The sequence below is a fragment of the Tissierella sp. MB52-C2 genome, from assembly GCF_030931715.1.
Classification (GTDB): domain Bacteria; phylum Bacillota; class Clostridia; order Tissierellales; family Tissierellaceae; genus Tissierella.
The window spans coordinates 3,137,280-3,155,960 of sequence record NZ_CP133261.1 but is presented as its reverse complement, the minus strand read 5'-3'; the positions used below and the strand labels follow the sequence as shown (position 1 = coordinate 3,155,960).

Below are 18,681 nucleotides of genomic sequence, written 5' to 3'. Positions count from 1 at the left end.
ATTACCTATGGGGATGGTAAATGTATATAATATGGGTATAAGTATTGATACTAGAAGCACGTGACTGTAGTCATGTGAGGTTCACGTCAAATAAAGTATATGCTTATATTAAATTGTCGAGGTGGTATATATGAGGACTATTCAAAGGAGATTTTATCTATTCGCCCTGATATTGACTATAATTGTTTGTATGGGATTAATAATCCAATACTCTTATTTTAATAATGTAATAACTAAAAATAAAGAATTAAATATGGAAAAATCCATAGAAAACTTAGGCTACCAAATAAAAGACAATTTAGACCATTATAGCCAGTATATTATTGGAATGGGAGTACATATGGCAACAGAAAAATGGGCAGAGGATGAAGTAAAGGATTATTTTCGTAGAATAGTGGAGATTCAGCCTTTAATTAAGCAAATATATTTTGGAGATATAAATAATGTCCTCATAAATTCAGACAGTTGGATTCCGCCTAGTGATTATGATATTAGAAAAAGAGATTGGTATATAAAGGCTGTAGAAGAAGAAAATCTTGTATTTTCAGATATATATAAGGATGCAAAGGATAATGAACTCATAATAGGTATATCCCAACCTGTATATAATAACAATGGAGAATTACTAGGTGTCATAGCAGCGGATATTAGTATGGAGGGAATTATAGAAATAGTTCAAGGTACTAAAATTAGAGATTTAGGATATTCATTTTTAATAGATGGTTCAGGGAACCTATTGGCACATCCAAAGTATAAATATGAGGTAAACAAAGATTTGGTGAATATCAATTCCATAGGAAATGGTATATATAATGGTATATATGAAGAGATTATCAAAAATAAGACTGGAAGAATAGAGATGGAGCTAGATGGAGTTTTAGGATACCTATCTTACCAATCAATGGAAGACACAGATTGGGTTATTGGAAATTTCATGTCTTTAGAGGAGTTTAAAGGCAATAATGAGGTTATTATAAGAATGCTTATTATAGCATTAATCATATCTATAATCATTTATGGATCCTTTATATATTTACAAAAAGTTAATTTAATAATTCCCATATATGAATTTGACAGAGATATTAAAAATATAAATATCGAAGAAAATATCGGTTATCGTATGTCAATAGATGAAAAAGATCCTTTTGCCCAACTAAGAAATGCTATTAATTGTGTATTAAATAAAACTCAAGAATTTCTTCAACAAATAGAACAAGATAGTGAGGAAATAGTAGCTCAAAATGAAGAATTAGAAGCCTCTTATGGACAATTAGCAGCCATGGAAGAAGAGGTGAGGTATCAATATATTAATTTAGTTAAATCGGAAAAAGAATTGAAACAAGCTTTAGAAAAAAACAATGCAATAATGGAAGCTCTGCCTGATATATTATTTATAATAGATAGTGAGGGGAAGTTCTTAGAAGTAGAGGCATCTAATAGTAATGAATTATATTTCCAAAAGGAGGATTTCTTAGGAAGAAAAATTCATGAACTATTTTCTGCTGAAATATCAAATATTGCCATGGAAAAAATAAGATCTGTATTGGAAAATGATACTATGGAAAACTTTGAATATGCTCTTGAATTTTCAAATACTAGTTATGATTACGAAGTTAGAATGGTAAAACTCAATCATAAAGAAGTATTGTCAGTAGTTGGAGATATAACAAATAGGAAGAAAATGGAGAAGGAACTAATGAGGCTATCCTATAAAGATCAATTAACAGGATTATATAATAGAAGATTTTTTGAAGAGGAACTTATTAGATTAGATATGCCAGAATGTTTACCTCTTACAATCATAATGGCAGATGTAAATGGATTGAAACTCATAAATGACTCCTTTGGGCATAAGGCTGGAGATGAGTTGTTACAGACTGTGGGCAGTCTTATGGCAGATGGTTGTAGAAAAGGAGATATAGTAGCAAGGGTCAGTGGAGATGAATTCGTAATTATCCTACCAGGGACTAGTGAAAAACAGGCAGAAGATGTTGTAAATCGATTAAAGAAATTAAATTTGAATGCTAAATTAAAAAATAAGAAATTATCTAAAATAGAAATATCTGTATCCTTTGGCGTTGGAACTAAATATAATATGGATACTAATATTTCCAAGGTATTGAAAAAAGCTGAAGATAGTATGTATTCAAATAAACTCTTTGAAGGACCTAGTATGAGAAGCAAAACCATAGAAACCATAATAAAGACACTATATGAGAAAAATAAAAGGGAAGAAGAACATTCTCAACGAGTGGCAAAATTATCTCAAGAATTAGGAAAGGCCCTAGGAATGAAAGAGGATATATTAAAGAAGGTAGAAAATGTTGGATTGCTCCATGATATAGGAAAAATTGCAATTAATGAGAATATATTGGACAAGCCGGGAAAACTTAGTGAATCTGAATGGAAAGAGATGAAGAAACATCCTGAAATTGGATATAGAATACTTAGTACAGTCAATGAAATGTCAGAAATAGCAGAATATATCCTTAGTCATCATGAAAGATATGATGGACTTGGTTATCCTAAGGGGTTAAAAGGAGATGAGATACCTTTAATATCAAGAATCATAGCAATTGCTGATTCCTATGATGCAATGGCAGCTGATAGAGTTTACAGAAAGGCACTGCCCCATGATAAAATAATAATAGAGTTTAAAAACAATGCAGGAACTCAATTTGATCCTTATTTGGCAAAAGTATTTGTAGAAGAAGTTCTCAAATGCAAATGGAATGAAATAAATTAAAGTAGGCTCTTTTGGAGCCTACTTTAATTTAATATATATACTTTAACCTTTCTTCTTCCAAAATTAGATACATCTTTGCCACTTTCAAAGAAAAGGTCTATTTTATTTCCTTTTATTGCACCACCTGTATCCTCTGCTACAGCGAAACCGTAATCTTTAGCTCCATCAAGGCTCTTAACATAAAGTTTAGTGCCAAGTGGTATTACTTTAGGGTCAACAGCAACTACTCCAGGCCTAACTTTTGTACCAGAAGCTGTAAGGCCATAATATTTATCCCCTGGCCGTTTACCACAGCTTTCAAAGGATAGATCATATGCAGTAGCTGTCATAGTCACAGCTTTTCTATAGCTAGTGTTACCTCTAGAGGTAACTATTAAATTGTTTGTACCTTTTTCCACAATTTCAGAAACAGGTTTAGTGACTATTTCTTCTTTTACTAATTCCGTTGATCTCAATACACCATTTACATATTCTTTTTTGTATTGAGATTTCTTAAGTCCATTTTTACCCTGTTGAACAGTTTGTACTACTCCATAATCTAATTTATGATTTTTATTTACTGTCCTTTCAAAGGGAATAACATCCTCAACGGTTTCAATTTTTTCCTCAACTTGGAATAACTCAATCTTATCACCACTGGATATTTTCTTATGCAGTTCAGGATAAGTAAAGTCTTTCTCACCTAATACAATGCCTTGGTCATCTAATATTTCTCGAACAGTAGAATGGACAGATCTAATATCCAAATCCCCAGCATTGAATGAAATAGTATATGACTTAGGTTGTTTTATAATTATATTCATATTGTCTTCAATTTCTGTGTCCAAATTTACATTGATGTAGGTATCCTCCTCAATGGAGATGCCTTCAGATTTAAGAAAGGCTTCCACTGTTTTGGCCTTTGAAGCCACTTCAATGACTTCGTCTTCCACTTGTAAGGTAATATCACTTATACTACCTTGGTACATAAAAAACCCTAAAGATACAGTTATAGCTATAGTGAGGGCTGCCAAGACTAAGAATTTCCAAGTCTTGCTAATTGGATAATTTTCCATAAAATACCTCCTATAAATTCACTATTCTAGTATTGTAATCAAAAAGATTTACTTTGTCAAATTTTCAAGATAATATACATATTATTCTGAAAAAAGGACTGTGTGATTAGTTATATTAGATATGATATACAATAATTGGAAAAATATTCATAAAATTAAATATTGACAAAAAAGTTTTTTTATATTACAATCTTTAAAAGTTAAAGAATTCATTGATTGGAAAAAGTAAGCAATACTTGAAGGTTTAGAGAGTCGGGGACGGTGGAAGCCCGATACGGATGGTCTGCTGAATGGTTCCATGAGAAGCGGTGTGAAATCTTAGGAGAGTATCATTAGCCGAGTGTCTTACGTTATAAAGACGGGATATCGAAATATTATTATTTCCGTATCTTTAGAGTGAGGTAGTCAACTATCTATATTAGGTGGCATAGCGAGGTGTAACATTTCGTCCTAAACATTAGGATTGAAATGTTTTTTTGTTTTATTACCTAGGATATAAGATTACCTAAAAAAGGTGGCAACACGGAGTGTTAAGCACTTCGTCCTTATTAGGACGAAGTGCTTTTTTTGTACCAAAAAAAGGGGGATTATACTATGTATCCAGATTATGAAGAATTTAAAAGACTAAGTAAAGAAAGAAAAGTAGTTTCTATTTCATTGGAAATAGATGGTGATATGGAAACACCTATTTCTTTATTTAGTAAGTTGTGCAAATGTAAAAAGACCTTTCTATTGGAAAGTGTTGAAGGGGGAATTAAGTGGGGGAGATATTCTTATATGGGAAGAAATCCTTTTATGGAGATTATGGCTTATGGCAATGAAGTTACAATAATTAAAGAGGATGAGACAATAAAAAAAGAGGGAGACGCTTTTAGTATTGTACAAGAAATTATAGACAAATACAAAATAGCTCCAATAGAAAGTCCAGAGGATTTTACAGGTGGAGCCGTAGGCTTCATTGGTTATGATTTAATAAAAGATGGCAATGGAGTAGTAAGTACAAATAAGGATAGCATAAAAACTCCAGACTTACACCTTTTATTGCCTAAAAATATCATCATCTATGATCATATAAGACAAAAGATAAAGATTGTTGTAATTCTAGAAATAGGAGAATCCTTAAAAGAAACCTATGAAGAAGGAGTATTAGAGATAGAAAAAGCAAAGGAAGAAATACTCGAAACTAAACTTTATATAGAGAAAGAGGCAAAAATACATTTTGAAGAAGTTTATTATACTAGTAATGAAACAAAGGAAAGTTTTATAGAAAAGGTTTTAGAAGCTAAGAAATATATAAAAAGTGGGGAGTTATTGCAAGTAGTTTTATCCCAAAGACTTGATTTCCATACAAAAATTGATCCTTTTGAATCTTATAGAAAACTGAGAGTTTTAAATCCTTCTCCATATATGTATTATATAGATTTTGGATTTTATCATATAGTTGGTTCTTCTCCAGAGACTTTAGTGAAGGTAAACAAAGATAAGGTAGAAACCTGCCCTATTGCAGGCACTAGACCTAGAGGAAAAGACTTAGAGGAAGATGAAATTTATGCAAAAAATTTATTAGAAGATCAAAAGGAGCAAAAGGAACATTTGATGTTAGTAGACTTGTCTAAAGAAGACATAGAAAAAATATCAGAAGATGGAACAGTGGAAGTAGATCGATTTATGGAAATACAAAAATATTCTCATGTAATGCATATAGTTTCCCATGTAACAGGAAAAATCAAAAAAGGTTTAAGTAATTATGATGTTATAAAAGTTTGTGCTCCAGCAGGAACTGTATCTGGAGCACCAAAATTAAGAGCATTAGAGATTATAGAAAAGCTAGAAAATAGAAAAAGAGGAATATATGCAGGGGCTATTGGATATTTGGGGTTTGATGGCAATATGGATACTTGTATAGCCATAAGGACTATAGTCTTTATGGATAATATAGCATATATACAAGCCGGAGCAGGGATAGTTTCGGATTCAAACCCTGAAAGTGAATATGAAGAGACTTTAAGGAAAGCAAGAGCACTTGTGGAGTGTATTGGGGAGGGGAGTAAAATATGCAGTCAGCAATAGATAAAGTTATAAATTATAAAAACTTAACGGAAGATGAGATAAGTAGTGTAATGAATAGCATAATGGAAGGTAAGGCTACTCCTTCTCAAATAGGTGGATTTCTTACAGCTCTTCGCATGAAGGGAGAGACCTTAGAAGAAATCACTGGTGCTGCTAAGGTTATGAAGGAAAGATCTATAAAGATTGAAGCAAATAGCAACTATACAGTAGATACTTGTGGGACTGGAGGAGATAAAGGTAATACATTTAATATATCAACGGCAGCAGCTTTTGTAGCAGCAGCTGCCTCAGTGACTATTGTAAAACATGGAAATAGGTCTATGTCCAGCAAATGTGGAAGTGCAGATGTATTAGAAAGTTTAGGAGTCAATATTAATCTTTCTCCTATAGATGTTAAAAGGTGTATAGACGAACTACGAATAGGATTTATATTTGCCCCAAACTTTCACCAGAGTATGAAATATGCTATAAATCCTCGTAAAGAATTAGGAACGAGAACTATATTTAATATTTTAGGCCCTTTAACAAATCCTGCCAACCCTAAAGGGCAAGTCCTTGGTGTGTTTAGTGAAAAACTCACGACTACTATGGCAAAGTCTCTTAAAGAATTGGGGTTGGAAAGATGTATGGTAGTTCATGGATTAGACGGCTTAGATGAGATTACTATTACCACAAAGACCAAGGTGTCTGAACTAAAAAATGGTGAAATCTATGAATATTATTTAGACCCTAAGGATTATGGAATACCTTTTAATCAAATTGAAAAAATCCAAGGAGGTAATCCAGAAGAAAATGCAAAGATTTTACTAGATATATTAAAAGGTGAGAAAGGACCTAAGCGTGATATGGTCTTATTAAATGCAGGGGCAGCCATATATGTAGGAAAAGCAGCAAACTCCTTGGGAGAAGGAATAGAGAAATCAAAGGAAACAATAGATAAAGGACTTGCATTGGATAAATTAAATCAATTGATTAAACTTAGTCAGGAGATGAAGAAGTGATATTAGAAAAAATTGCTTCTTTAAAAAGAAAAAAAGTAGAAATAGAAAAGTCAATTATGTCCATTGAAAATTTGAAAAAACAAATTAGAAATTTAGATACTAGAGATTTTAAAAGAGCTATAGGAAAAAAAGAAAAATTAAATATAATAGGAGAAGTAAAAAAAGCTTCTCCTTCAAAAGGTATTATCAGGGAAGATTTTAACCCTATATCAATAGGTAGAATTTATGAAAAAAATCGAATAGATGCTATTTCAGTTTTGACTGAAGAAGAATTTTTCTTTGGAAAAAATGAATATTTATCCTTAATAAGAAAAGAAACTAAAATACCTATCCTTAGAAAAGATTTTATAATTGATTCATATCAAATATATCAGTCCAAGGCATTAGGAGCAGATGCTATTTTGCTTATTGCAGCTCTTCTAACAAAAAAAGAATTAATAGAATTCCAAAAAATAGCTAAAGACATTAATCTTCAGTGTTTAGTGGAAGTCCATGATTTAGATGAGTTAGTAAAAGTATTAGAGGTTGGGACAGAAATAATAGGGATTAACAATAGAAATTTAAAGACCTTTGAAGTAAAGGTAGAAACTACAGAAAAATTAATACGCTATATACCAAAGGATAAAGTAGTCATTAGTGAAAGTGGTATTTCTAATAGAAAAGATATGGAGTATCTAAAAACCATAGGTGTAGACGGTGTTTTAATTGGGGAAAGTTTTATGAAATCTAAATCTATTGAAGATAAGATAAAGGAATTAAGAGGTGAATGATTTGGTAGGAATAAAGATCTGTGGATTGAGAAGATATGAAGACATAGATTATGTAAATAGATTAAAACCAGAATATATAGGATTTGTATTTACAAAAAGTAAAAGACAAATTGATCCTTATATGGCAAGGAGATTAGTGAATAGCTTAAATAAAGATATAAAAAAGGTTGGTGTATTTCTAAATCACTCTATAGAAGAAGTAAAAGAAATAGAAAAACTTTGTAATCTGGATATACTTCAATTCCACGGAGATGAAAGCCCTAGTTATTGTAATTGTTTTGAAAATGAAGTATGGAAATCCTTTCTTGTAAAGGATGAAAAAAGTCTAGGTTTATTAGAAGAATATAAGGTTGATAAATATCTTTTAGATACTTGGATAGAAGGAGAAGTTGGGGGGACAGGAAAAAGGTTTAATTGGGAATTAGCTAAAGAGATTGGTAAAACTAAATCTATAGTTTTAGCAGGGGGATTATATTCGGAAAATATTAAAAATGCTATACAGATAGTTAGACCTACAGTAGTAGATGTAAGCTCTGGAGTAGAGACAGATGGATATAAGGATTATGGAAAGATAAAAGATTTTATAGAAAAAGTAAGGGGATAATTTATATGAATACAAGATTTGGACAATTTGGAGGGCAGTTTGTACCAGAAACTTTAATGAATCCATTAATAGAACTTGAAAAAGCATTTGTTAATATAAAAGATGATGATAGTTTTAAAAAGGAATATATGTATTATTGTCAAGAGTATTCTGGAAGACCTACTCCACTATATTACGCGGAAAATTTAACAAGAAAACTAGGTGGAGGTAAGATTTATCTAAAGAGGGAGGACTTAAACCATACAGGAGCTCACAAGATAAATAATGTAATCGGTCAGGTACTACTTGCTAAAAAAATGGGAAAAAAGAAAATAATTGCAGAAACAGGTGCAGGGCAACACGGAGTAGCCACAGCTACTATTTGTGCAATGTTTGATATCTCTTGTGAAGTGTTTATGGGTGAGGAGGATATAAAAAGGCAAGGATTAAATGTTTTGAAGATGAAGATGCTAGGAGCTAGAATAAACTCTGTAACTTCAGGTACAAAAACTTTGAAGGATGCTACTAATGAAGCTATTAGACATTGGGTTGCTAATCCAGAAGATACTTTTTATGTAATTGGATCAGTAGTAGGACCCCATCCTTATCCTACAATGGTGAGAGATTTTCAAAGAATTATAGGAGATGAAGTGAAGGAGCAAATTATGGAGAAGGAAGGTAGAACGCCAGATTATTTAGTAGCTTGTGTAGGTGGAGGAAGTAATGCAATGGGTCTATTCTATCCTTTTATTGAGGAAAAGGTAGAGATGTATGGTGTTGAAGCAGGAGGAAAGGGAATAGATACAGAATATCATGCAGCTAGTATTTCCAAAGGCAGATTAGGAGTCATACATGGAATGATGACTTATTTGTTGCAGGATGAAAATGGGCAGATTAAACCAGTGCACTCAATATCAGCAGGTCTTGATTACCCAGGGGTTGGACCAGAACATGCTTATTTTAATTCTATTAACAGAATTAAATATGTAGCCATAAATGATAATGAGGCAATAGAAGCTTTTCGATACCTAACTAAGATAGAAGGAATTATACCTGCTTTAGAAAGTGCTCATGCTATAGCCTATTTAATGAAATTAACTAGAGAAACAGATAAAGAAGATATTATTGTAGTGAATTTATCCGGAAGAGGAGATAAAGACATGGATACATTATTTAATGTGTTGGAGGAACTGGAAGATGGACAGTAGAATAGAAAGGAAGTTTAACCAAATTAAGGAACAAAATAGAAAAGCTTTAATAACTTATATTACTTTGGGAGATCCTTCTTTGGATAAAACCATAGAATTAGTTTTGGAAATGGAAAAAGCAGGAGCTGACATTGTTGAATTAGGAATTCCATACTCAGATCCCCTAGCAGACGGACCTGTTATACAAAGAGCTTCATCAAGGGCCTTAAGTCAAAATATTAATATGGAATCTATTTTTTCAATGGTTTCAACACTAAGAATCAAAACAGAAATTCCCTTGGTTTTCTTAGTATATTACAATACGGTTTTTTCTTATGGAGTAAAAAAAATTTTAAATAAATGTAAAAAATGTGGAATAGATGGTTTGATTATCCCAGATCTTCCTTTGGAAGAGAGGAAAATATTAAATGAAATGATTAAGGATTATTCTATGGATTTAATAGCCCTAGTTGCTCCAACTTCTCATAGCAGGATAGAATCAATAGTTAAAGAAGGGAGAGGATTTATTTATTGCATTTCTTCCAAAGGAGTTACAGGAACAAGAGAGAATTTTGATGAAGGATTAGAGAATTTTATTAAGGAAGTAAGGAAGTATTCAAAGATTCCTTTAGCTATAGGTTTTGGCATATCTGATGCAGAAAGTCTAAGAAAATTAAAGAGTTTAGCTGATGGATTGATTGTTGGAAGTGCAATTGTTAAAGAAATAGAGAAAGGTATAGAATCAGGAAATAGTGAAAGAAGAGTTTATGAATTTGTGAAAAGCTTAAAAGAAGCAATTGATGAATAGGGGGAGGCTCATGGAAATAGGTCTTAATAAGGTTAATAGAATTTTACATCCTATTAACTCAACAATAAATGTTGGTGAAAATAGCATAGGCGGTAATAATATAACAATAATAGCTGGACCTTGTTCTGTAGAAAGTGAAGAACAAATAGTTAATATAGCAAAAAGAGTAAAGGTATCAGGAGCAACTTTTTTAAGAGGCGGAGTTTTTAAGCCCAGGACTTCACCTTATAGCTTTCAGGGATTAGGTGAAAATGGATTAGAGTTATTAAAAATAGCCAAGGAAAAAACAGGACTTCCTATTGTGACAGAACTCATGTCTTTAGAATATTTAGATAGGTTCTTAGAAGATGTAGATGTTATCCAAATTGGAGCAAGAAATATGCAGAATTACCCTCTTTTAAAAGAAGTTGGAAAGATAAAAAAACCAGTGCTTTTAAAGAGAGGAATGTCAGCTACTATTGAGGAGTTTTTAATGGCTGCTGAATATATTATGTTGGAAGGAAATGAAAATGTAATTTTATGTGAAAGAGGAATTAGAACTTTTGAAAGATATACAAGGAACACTTTAGACCTAAGTGCAGTTCCTATACTGAAGAAGCTAAGTCATCTTCCAGTCATAGTAGATCCTAGCCATGGCACTGGTTTGTGGTGGTTAGTAGAACCTCTATCAAAAGCTGCTATAGCAGTAGGAGCAGATGGATTAATTATTGAAGTTCATAATGACCCTTTAAATGCTAGGTGTGATGGGGAGCAGTCTATAACCACAGGTAGATTTAAAAAGCTTATGGAATCTTTAAAGCTTATTGCAAAAGTTGAAAATAAAATATTGTAATAAAATAAAATTCTTTGTTTAAAATATTAATTTATTTAATTTTATAGGAGGGTCTAAATGATTAGGTTTTTAACATCGGGAGAATCTCATGGTGATAGTTTGCAGGGAATAATAGAAGGACTTCCAGCAAATTTATATTTTAATATAGAATATATAAATCATGAGCTTAAAAGAAGACAAAAAGGATATGGAAGAAGTGAAAGAATGGCTATAGAAAAAGATGAAATAATAGTTTTATCTGGGATAAATAATTGCCATACTACAGGAAATCCAATATCAATTATGATTAAAAATAGAGGAACTAATATTGAATTAACAGAGGTAATGAGACCTAGACCAGGTCATGGAGATTTAGCAGGGACGTTGAAGTATAATCGGAAAGGTGGGAGAAGTGTTTTAGAAAGGGCTAGCGCAAGAGAAACGGCTATGAGAGTTGCATTAGGCGGTATATGTAAATTGTTATTAAAAACTCTCAATATAGAAGTATATAGCCATGTAATTAAAATTGGAGAAGTTGAAGTTCCCAAAGAAAACTGCGTTAATATAAATAAAGAAGAACTTCTGAAGGCAGATAAATCTATTCTAAGGGTTCTAGACTCAAAAACCGAAAAAATTATGATAGAAAAAATAAATAATATAAGAAAGGAAGGAGATACTTTAGGTGGAGTCATAGAGGTAATAGGTATGAATGTTCCAGTAGGGTTAGGAAGTTATACTAGTTGGGACAGAAGATTAGATGGAAAAATTGCTTATAGCATAATGAGTATTCCTGGAATAAAGGGAATTGAATTTGGTCTAGGATTTAATACATCTAATAAGCCTGGTTCAAAAGTACACGATGAGATATACTATGATGTCAATGGATACCATAGAGAAACCAATAATGCAGGTGGAATTGAAGGAGGAGTTTCCAACGGAGAAAATATAGTATTTAGAGCAGTTATGAAACCTATACCTACCCTAAAGAAACCTTTAAATACTATAGATATGGAGACAAAAGAGCAGGCTTATGCTCAATTTGAAAGATCAGATGTTTGTGCTGTACCATCAGCTAGCATTGTAGCAGAAAATATGCTGGCATATGTATTGGCTAATGAAATAATGAAAAAATTTGGCGGAGATAGTATAGAAGAACTTAAATTTAATTTTAAAAGTTATATTGCTGGATTAAAAGAGCGGTAATAATACAAATGGGTAGATAGGATATGAATTAATTTTACTATAACTTTGGATTAGGTCTGAAATTTCATACTGATTTTTAAAAATAAATAAGAAAAAGTATTAAATTTAATACTTTTTCTTATTTATTTTTAATTTTAATGTATTAATATTATTGATATCATTGTATTTCAATAAAGTGCAAAAGTGGCATAAAGATTGCAATATACAATTATATCTTTTATACTCAGTTCTTAGTACATGGTCTTTCTAAAAAAGTTGACTCATAGTTTACTTGAAAATAGTATCCAGCTCCTACTGTAATATAGATGTTGTAATTTCTATCATTTAATATTATCTTTCCCATATTATTACTAGATTAAGAGGCATAGCATTATTACTTTTATGCACGGAATAAATATTCAGAATATTGGAATATTTGAAGATTAATACTTTCATACTCCCAATCTGAACAAAGTTAAATGATATCAATATTATTGGCAAGTTTGGCAGATAAAGAAACTATATAAAAGTCATGAATATTATCTCATTAAATCAGTAGGGAAGAAAGTATATCAATTAAGTTTTAACTATATTATCCAAGGAGGTGACTATTGCATTTTTATCAAGAGCTGTTTATAAAATAAAATTGTTTTAAAGGAGAGGATTATATTATGGAAAAAACAATTGGTAAAAATCAAAAAAAAGGCAGTCATAAATTATATAAAATTATATGTTTGTTTTGCATTATTACTTTGTTGTTAAGCAATGTTTTCAGTGGCTTAGTTTTAGCAGTAAATGATAATCCCAATGCTTCATCAGTATCAAATCAACTACCTATAGGAAAAATAGAGAATAGAGAAAAAAAGGAGAGTAGTATATTTTCAAGAGAAATCACAGATGATTTATTAGCAATCAAATCACCTGAACCGCCACAGTCGGAATCTATTGACCAAAGTTTCCAGGATATAAGACCATTTGCTGCAGGGGAAAGCACCTACTCAATGTCTTATCTAAAGACATTAAATTATACTGATTTAGTAAACCTGCTAGTTACCCTTAAATACAGTGATATTACAGATTTATTTCAATATAGCCAAGATGCATATGAATTTTATTCTAATCAAAGTCGTATGGAAGCGCTTATTGATGCAATAAATGTTCGTGGAAGACAATATACAAGTACAGATAACAAAGGTATCCCTACACTTTGTGAAGTAGTTAGAGCAGGTTTTTATTTAGGATTTTATAATAGTCAATTAAGTGAGCTTAATAGTAGAAATTATCATGATAAATGTTTACCTGCAATAGTTTCAGTTATGAATAATGTTAACTTCAAATTAGGTACAGCACAGCAGGATGATTTAGTATCTTCCATAGGTCTTCTTATGTGGAACGGGTCAACCAATGTAGATATAATCAACCGCACTATTCCTATATTTCAGCAATTTCAATCAAATATAAATACCTATATAAAGGATAATGCAAAAGGAACAGCTATTTACAACTTAGGTGGTGGTATAGAATATGACATTAATGAAGAACTTTATAATGGAGTTATACCATCAAAAACTATTTGGTACGGCAGAATTGATGATTTTATAACACAAGTATCCAATATAGCACTATTAGGAAACTTTAATTCAGATAATGGATGGCTTATAAATAATGGACTATACTGGATGGGAACGTTAGGGAAAGTTCATAGTAATCCAAGTGAAGGAAATAGAGTCCTCACACAGGCAATGAGCTCCTATCCGTATTTAGAGGAACCGTATTTTCAAGCTGCTTCATCCATAGTAGATAATTATGATGGATTAGATTATTATGGCAGAAGAATAGATATTAAGGAAATCACACAAGATGGAATAAATAAATATCTGCCTAAAAGATATACTTTTGATGATGATAAATTAATCATATATGCTGGAGATGATGTTACAATTGATAAAGTTAAAAGGCTATATTGGGCTTCACATGAAGTTAGAGCACAATTTTATAGAGCCATAGGAAGTGATACTCCACTTGAGGCCAATAATACTGATGAAGTATTGACATGCTATATTTATAATAGTCCTCATGAGTATAATATGAATAGATATTTGTTTGGGCTAGATACTAATAATGGCGGTATGTATATAGAGAGCTGGGGATCCTTTTATACCTATGAAAGAACTCCTCAAGATAGCATATATACATTAGAAGAGTTATTCCGCCATGAATTTACTCACTATTTACAAGGTAGATATTTAGTACCTGGTATGTGGGGGGAATCGGAGATTTATAATAATGAAAGATTAACATGGTTTGAAGAAGGTGGAGCTGAATGGTTTGCTGGTTCTACTCGTACTGATGGGATTGTTCCGAGAAAAACTATGGTATCCAATATTGGAAGAGTGGAAGACAGATATTCCTTATCTAAAACTTTACATTCATCATATGATAGTGGTTTTACTTTTTATACCTATGGTTTTGCTGTTTATAATTATATGCATGAAAAGAATAAGGATATGTTTAACAGTTTAAATAATGCCGTAAAGACAAATAATGTAAGGGAATATGATAACTTAATAAGCCAATATAGTAATGATAATCGATTAAACACAGAATATCAAAATCAAATGCAACATTTAGTAGACAACATAAATACTTACTATGTTCCTCTTGTAGCTGATGACTACTTAGAAACCCATACAAGAAAAGACCTGGAGTCAATATACTCAGATATAACTTCAGTTGTGGATTTGACAAATATAACAACAACTCAATCACAATCAGAATTTTTTAAAACATTCACATTACGTGGGACATATACAAAAGCAACATCTCAAGGACCTATAGCAGATTGGGAATACATGGATTTAATGGCGAATGAATCTTTAAACGCACTTACATCTTATCCATGGAGTGGGTATGAAACAGTAGTATGCTACTTTACAAATTATAAAGTGAATTCATTAGATGAAGCAGAATTTGATGTAGTATTTCATGGAATACTTACAGGTGATGGGACAATACAGGTAAACAATCCTCCAGTAGCAGAAGCAAATGGACCATATGTTGCGACGAAAGGTGAGGAGATAAGCTTTAGTAGTATGGGCTCTAAAGATAGTGATGGGACTATAATATCATATCTATGGGATTTTGGAGATGGCAGTACAAGCACAGAAGCAAATCCATACTATACCTACTTAACGGCAGGTACATTTACAGCAACTTTGACAGTAGTAGATGATAAAGGAGAGATAAATACAGATGAGGCACAGGTAATAATTAATGAACCTGAAATTAATCCTAGTGATGGTATCACATCTGAGGCTGAACCAAATGATATATTTGATAATGCAAATGGACCTATAACCAGTGAACTTACAGTTTTAGCAGAGTTTCATAGTAATGACAATGAAGATATATACTATTTTGATGTAATCTCCAATGGAGAAGTCGATATCAATGTAACACCAGATAGGGATTTAGGAATTAGCTGGATGCTTTATAAAGCATCAGATACTATAAATTATGTAGCGTATCCTACTTCAACTACAGGTGAAAGACTAACAGGTTCTTATGATGCAACAGTAGGTAGATATTATCTTTATATATATAAATATTCGGGAACAGGTTCATATACAATAGATGTTAGCGGACCTCTTAAATAGATTGCAGACTAAATGTGTCTTTATGCAATTAAAAAACAAGGATTATAAAATTCACTTAACTAATACTGTAATGCCAATTATTTAGTTGACTAAATATTTCCGTTAGAGTATAATATATTATCAAATAAGGAAAGATATACTAAAGATAAATTAGACTAAATTAGATATTAAGTTTGACTGTTGAGTAAACTCATGTTAAAGGTGTGGAAGGGAAGAGTAAGACTAAGATTATTCTTTAGAGAGCTGGAAAAAGGTGAAAACCAGTGATTAATCTATTCTGAAAATGGCCCCTGAACCTTTTAGCCAAAGAATTAGGCTAAGACGGAGGCAGCCGTTATACTGCAAGGTTTTTTAACCTAGTGAGTTCTTAAATCGCAAGATTTAGATAAATTAGAGTGGTACCACGAAGAATACCTTCGTCTCTATATGGAGGCGAAGGCTTTTTTTATGACCTAACTTAGTAAACGAACGTAGTGAGTGAACTGTAGGTAGGTCAAACGTAACGAGAACCAAATTCATGTGAGCGTAGCGAGCAAATGAATTTGAGTTTCGAGACTACGTCACAGAACCTAAGCCAGTGAGCTTTGAGTCAAGTCAAACGCAACATTCGCTACGCTCATTCCTACGCTCACTGGCGTTCACTTCGCTGTCCGTTTTGTCTACAATTCGCTATGCTCATTGGACAAAAAGGCAATGAGCACCAAATCTATACGAGCGTAGCGAGTAAATAGATTTGAGTTGCGAAACTGTGGGAAATGACCTAACTTAGCGAACGATAAGTGAGCTTTGAGTTAAGTCAAACTTAACGAACAGCTAATTCACCATATTAAGAGGAGGTTTTAAATATGAAAAAGTATTATTTAACTACGCCAATTTATTATCCATCTGATAATTTGCATATAGGACATACCTATACTACAGTTGCCTCTGATGCTATAAAGAAATTTAAGAAAATGCAAGGATATGATGTATATTTGGTAACTGGATCAGATGAACATGGGCAAAAAATTCAAGAAAAGGCTAAGGAAAGTGGTGTAACACCAAAGGAATATGTAGATAAAATAGTTGCAGATATAAAGGAGTTATGGAAGACTCTAGAAATAGATTACGATACTTTCATAAGAACTACAGATCCTCACCATGAGAAGGCAGTACAAGAGATTTTTACAAAACTATATGAAAATGGTAAAATATATAAGTCAAAATATAAGGGGCATTATTGTACTCCTTGTGAAGCCTTTTGGGCAGAATCACAACTAGTAGATGGTGAATGTCCAGATTGTAATAGAGAAGTTCACTTAGCAGAAGAAGAAGCATATTTCTTTAAGCTTTCTCAATATAGAGATAAACTCTTAAAATTTTATGAAGAAAACCCAGACTTTATTCAGCCAGAATCTAGAAAAAATGAAATGGTAAATAACTTCTTAAAGGATGGATTAGAAGATCTATGTGTATCAAGAACTAGCTTTAACTGGGGTATAAAAGTACCATTTGATCCTAAGCACGTTGTATATGTATGGATAGATGCTTTATCCTGCTATATTACAGCACTAGGATATGGTAGCGATAATGATGAGAAATTTAAAGAATTTTGGCCTGCTGATGTTCATTTAGTAGGTAAGGAAATAGTGAGATTTCATACTATAATTTGGCCAGCACTTTTAATGGCAATGGATATGGAATTACCAAAGAAAGTATTTGGTCATGGTTGGATATTATTTGAAGATGATAAAATGTCTAAATCAAAAGGAAATGTCATATATCCAGAACCAATTATTGAATTATATGGAATAGATGCATTTAAATATTTTCTTCTTAGAGAATTTTCCTTTGGGCAAGATGGCTCATTCCATAGAGATAAATTCTTACAAAGGCTTAATTCAGATTTAGCAAATGATTTAGGTAACTTAGTAAGTAGAACAGTGACTATGGTGGAGAAATATAATGAAGGTTTTATACCTACACCTAATGAAGAAGGAGAATTTGATACTTCTCTAAAAGAAGTGGGAATAAATGCAGCTGCTAAGGTAGAAGAACATATGGATAAACTTAGTTTCTCCAATGCATTGGAAGAAGTATGGAAACTAATTAGAAGAACAAATAAATATATAGATGAAACTCAACCATGGATACTGGCTAAAGACAATAAGGAAAGATTAGATACAGTATTATATAATTTAACAGAATCCTTGAGAATTACTTCAATATTAATTAAACCATTTATGGAAAAGACTTCTATGGAAATAAGAAAACAATTGGGATTAAATAATGAAGCTATATGGGACGATGCCAAAGAATGGGGTAAACTAGAAGTAGGTACTAAAGTTGCAAGAGGAAATATAATATTCCCTAGGCTTGAGATTGAAAAAGAATTGGTTAAATTAAATGATGCCAATGAAAAACTTATAGAAGAAAGAACTAAAGGAAAGAAGGTCAATAAAGTGGAAGAAAACAAGGAAGTTGTAGAAGAAAAAGTAGAAGAAATAACTATAGATGAATTTGATAAGGTAAAGCTAAAGGTGGCAGAAGTTATATCCTGTGAAGATCACCCAAAGGCTGATAAACTATATGTATTCCAACTAAAACTAGGTGAAGAACAACGCCAAGTAGTATCAGGAATAAAAGAATATTATAAACCAGAAGATTTAATAGGTAAAAAGGTAGTAGTAGTTACAAATCTAAAACCTGTAAAATTAAGAGGAATAGAATCAAAGGGAATGATACTTGCGGCTGAAGATAGTACTGGAAAATTAAGCCTAGTATCTACATTAGAAGATTTACAATCAGGAGCTACTATATCATAAAAGGAGAA

At 31.9% G+C, this 18,681-nt stretch carries 12 protein-coding genes and 1 other annotated feature; of the genes, 11 read left to right on the top strand and 1 reads right to left on the bottom strand.

What is annotated here, in order from left to right:
* Positions 1–130 precede the first annotated feature (130 nt).
* Positions 131–2,746, top strand: coding sequence for a diguanylate cyclase (locus tag RBU61_RS15900; protein WP_308876622.1), 2,616 nt, complete (start codon positions 131–133; stop codon positions 2,744–2,746).
* Between the two features lie 23 nt (positions 2,747–2,769).
* Here RBU61_RS15900 and RBU61_RS15895 read toward each other — a convergent pair whose 3' ends face one another.
* On the bottom strand, positions 2,770–3,801 hold the full coding sequence (locus RBU61_RS15895; protein WP_308876621.1) for a 3D domain-containing protein: 1,032 nt from the start codon (positions 3,799–3,801) through the stop codon (positions 2,770–2,772).
* 594 nt (positions 3,802–4,395) lie between these two features.
* Between RBU61_RS15895 and trpE the strand changes: the two genes are divergently transcribed.
* From trpE to metG, 10 genes are all read left to right on the top strand, one after another.
* Positions 4,396–5,871, top strand: coding sequence for an anthranilate synthase component I (trpE, locus tag RBU61_RS15890; RefSeq protein ID WP_308876620.1), 1,476 nt, complete (start codon positions 4,396–4,398; stop codon positions 5,869–5,871).
* Complete coding sequence (gene trpD / locus RBU61_RS15885) at positions 5,856–6,872, top strand: anthranilate phosphoribosyltransferase (protein WP_308876619.1); 1,017 nt, start codon at positions 5,856–5,858, stop codon at positions 6,870–6,872. The genes trpE and trpD overlap by 16 nt, the downstream gene beginning before the upstream one ends.
* The gene (trpC, locus tag RBU61_RS15880) at positions 6,869–7,642 is read left to right on the top strand and encodes an indole-3-glycerol phosphate synthase TrpC (RefSeq protein WP_308876618.1); all 774 of its coding nucleotides are present in this window, start codon (positions 6,869–6,871) and stop codon (positions 7,640–7,642) included. Before trpD ends, trpC begins: the two co-directional genes overlap by 4 nt.
* Before the next feature lies 1 nt (position 7,643).
* Entirely contained in the window at positions 7,644–8,246 is a 603-nt protein-coding gene (locus RBU61_RS15875) for a phosphoribosylanthranilate isomerase (RefSeq protein WP_308876617.1), read from the top strand.
* Between the two features lie 5 nt (positions 8,247–8,251).
* A complete protein-coding gene (trpB, locus tag RBU61_RS15870; protein ID WP_308876616.1) occupies positions 8,252–9,433 on the top strand; it encodes a tryptophan synthase subunit beta in 1,182 nt (393 codons plus the stop codon).
* Positions 9,402–10,220, top strand: a complete 819-nt coding sequence (trpA, locus tag RBU61_RS15865; protein ID WP_308876614.1) for a tryptophan synthase subunit alpha — start codon at positions 9,402–9,404, stop codon at positions 10,218–10,220. The genes trpB and trpA overlap by 32 nt, the downstream gene beginning before the upstream one ends.
* Before the next feature lie 10 nt (positions 10,221–10,230).
* A complete protein-coding gene (gene aroF, locus RBU61_RS15860; protein WP_308876613.1) occupies positions 10,231–11,052 on the top strand; it encodes a 3-deoxy-7-phosphoheptulonate synthase in 822 nt (273 codons plus the stop codon).
* A 57-nt stretch (positions 11,053–11,109) separates the two neighbouring features.
* On the top strand, positions 11,110–12,234 hold the full coding sequence (gene aroC, locus RBU61_RS15855) for a chorismate synthase (RefSeq protein ID WP_308876612.1): 1,125 nt from the start codon (positions 11,110–11,112) through the stop codon (positions 12,232–12,234).
* A gap of 650 nt (positions 12,235–12,884) precedes the next feature.
* Positions 12,885–15,869 carry a collagenase gene (locus RBU61_RS15850; RefSeq protein WP_308876611.1) on the top strand — a complete coding sequence of 995 codons (2,985 nt, stop codon included), beginning with the start codon at positions 12,885–12,887 and terminating at the stop codon, positions 15,867–15,869.
* A gap of 195 nt (positions 15,870–16,064) precedes the next feature.
* Positions 16,065–16,296 (top strand) — a binding site (T-box leader).
* Positions 16,297–16,714: 418 nt separating this feature from the next.
* Positions 16,715–18,673 (top strand): methionine--tRNA ligase, encoded by a 1,959-nt coding sequence (gene metG, locus RBU61_RS15845; RefSeq protein ID WP_308876610.1) that lies wholly within the window; start codon positions 16,715–16,717, stop codon positions 18,671–18,673.
* Positions 18,674–18,681: the final 8 nt, after the last annotated feature.

Bases quoted from the DNA above. Each gene is read 5' to 3' on its own strand.
- trpD (WP_308876619.1), top strand. From the start codon at position 5,856: ATGCAGTCAGCAATAGATAAAGTTATAAATTATAAAAACTTAACGGAA.
- trpA (WP_308876614.1), top strand. From the start codon at position 9,402: ATGTGTTGGAGGAACTGGAAGATGGACAGTAGAATAGAAAGGAAGTTT.
- trpB (WP_308876616.1), top strand. From the start codon at position 8,252: ATGAATACAAGATTTGGACAATTTGGAGGGCAGTTTGTACCAGAAACT.
- aroF (WP_308876613.1), top strand. From the start codon at position 10,231: ATGGAAATAGGTCTTAATAAGGTTAATAGAATTTTACATCCTATTAAC.
- metG (WP_308876610.1), top strand. From the start codon at position 16,715: ATGAAAAAGTATTATTTAACTACGCCAATTTATTATCCATCTGATAAT.
- aroC (WP_308876612.1), top strand. From the start codon at position 11,110: ATGATTAGGTTTTTAACATCGGGAGAATCTCATGGTGATAGTTTGCAG.
- RBU61_RS15850 (WP_308876611.1), top strand. From the start codon at position 12,885: ATGGAAAAAACAATTGGTAAAAATCAAAAAAAAGGCAGTCATAAATTA.
- RBU61_RS15895 (WP_308876621.1), bottom strand. From the start codon at position 3,801: ATGGAAAATTATCCAATTAGCAAGACTTGGAAATTCTTAGTCTTGGCA.
- RBU61_RS15900 (WP_308876622.1), top strand. From the start codon at position 131: ATGAGGACTATTCAAAGGAGATTTTATCTATTCGCCCTGATATTGACT.
- trpE (WP_308876620.1), top strand. From the start codon at position 4,396: ATGTATCCAGATTATGAAGAATTTAAAAGACTAAGTAAAGAAAGAAAA.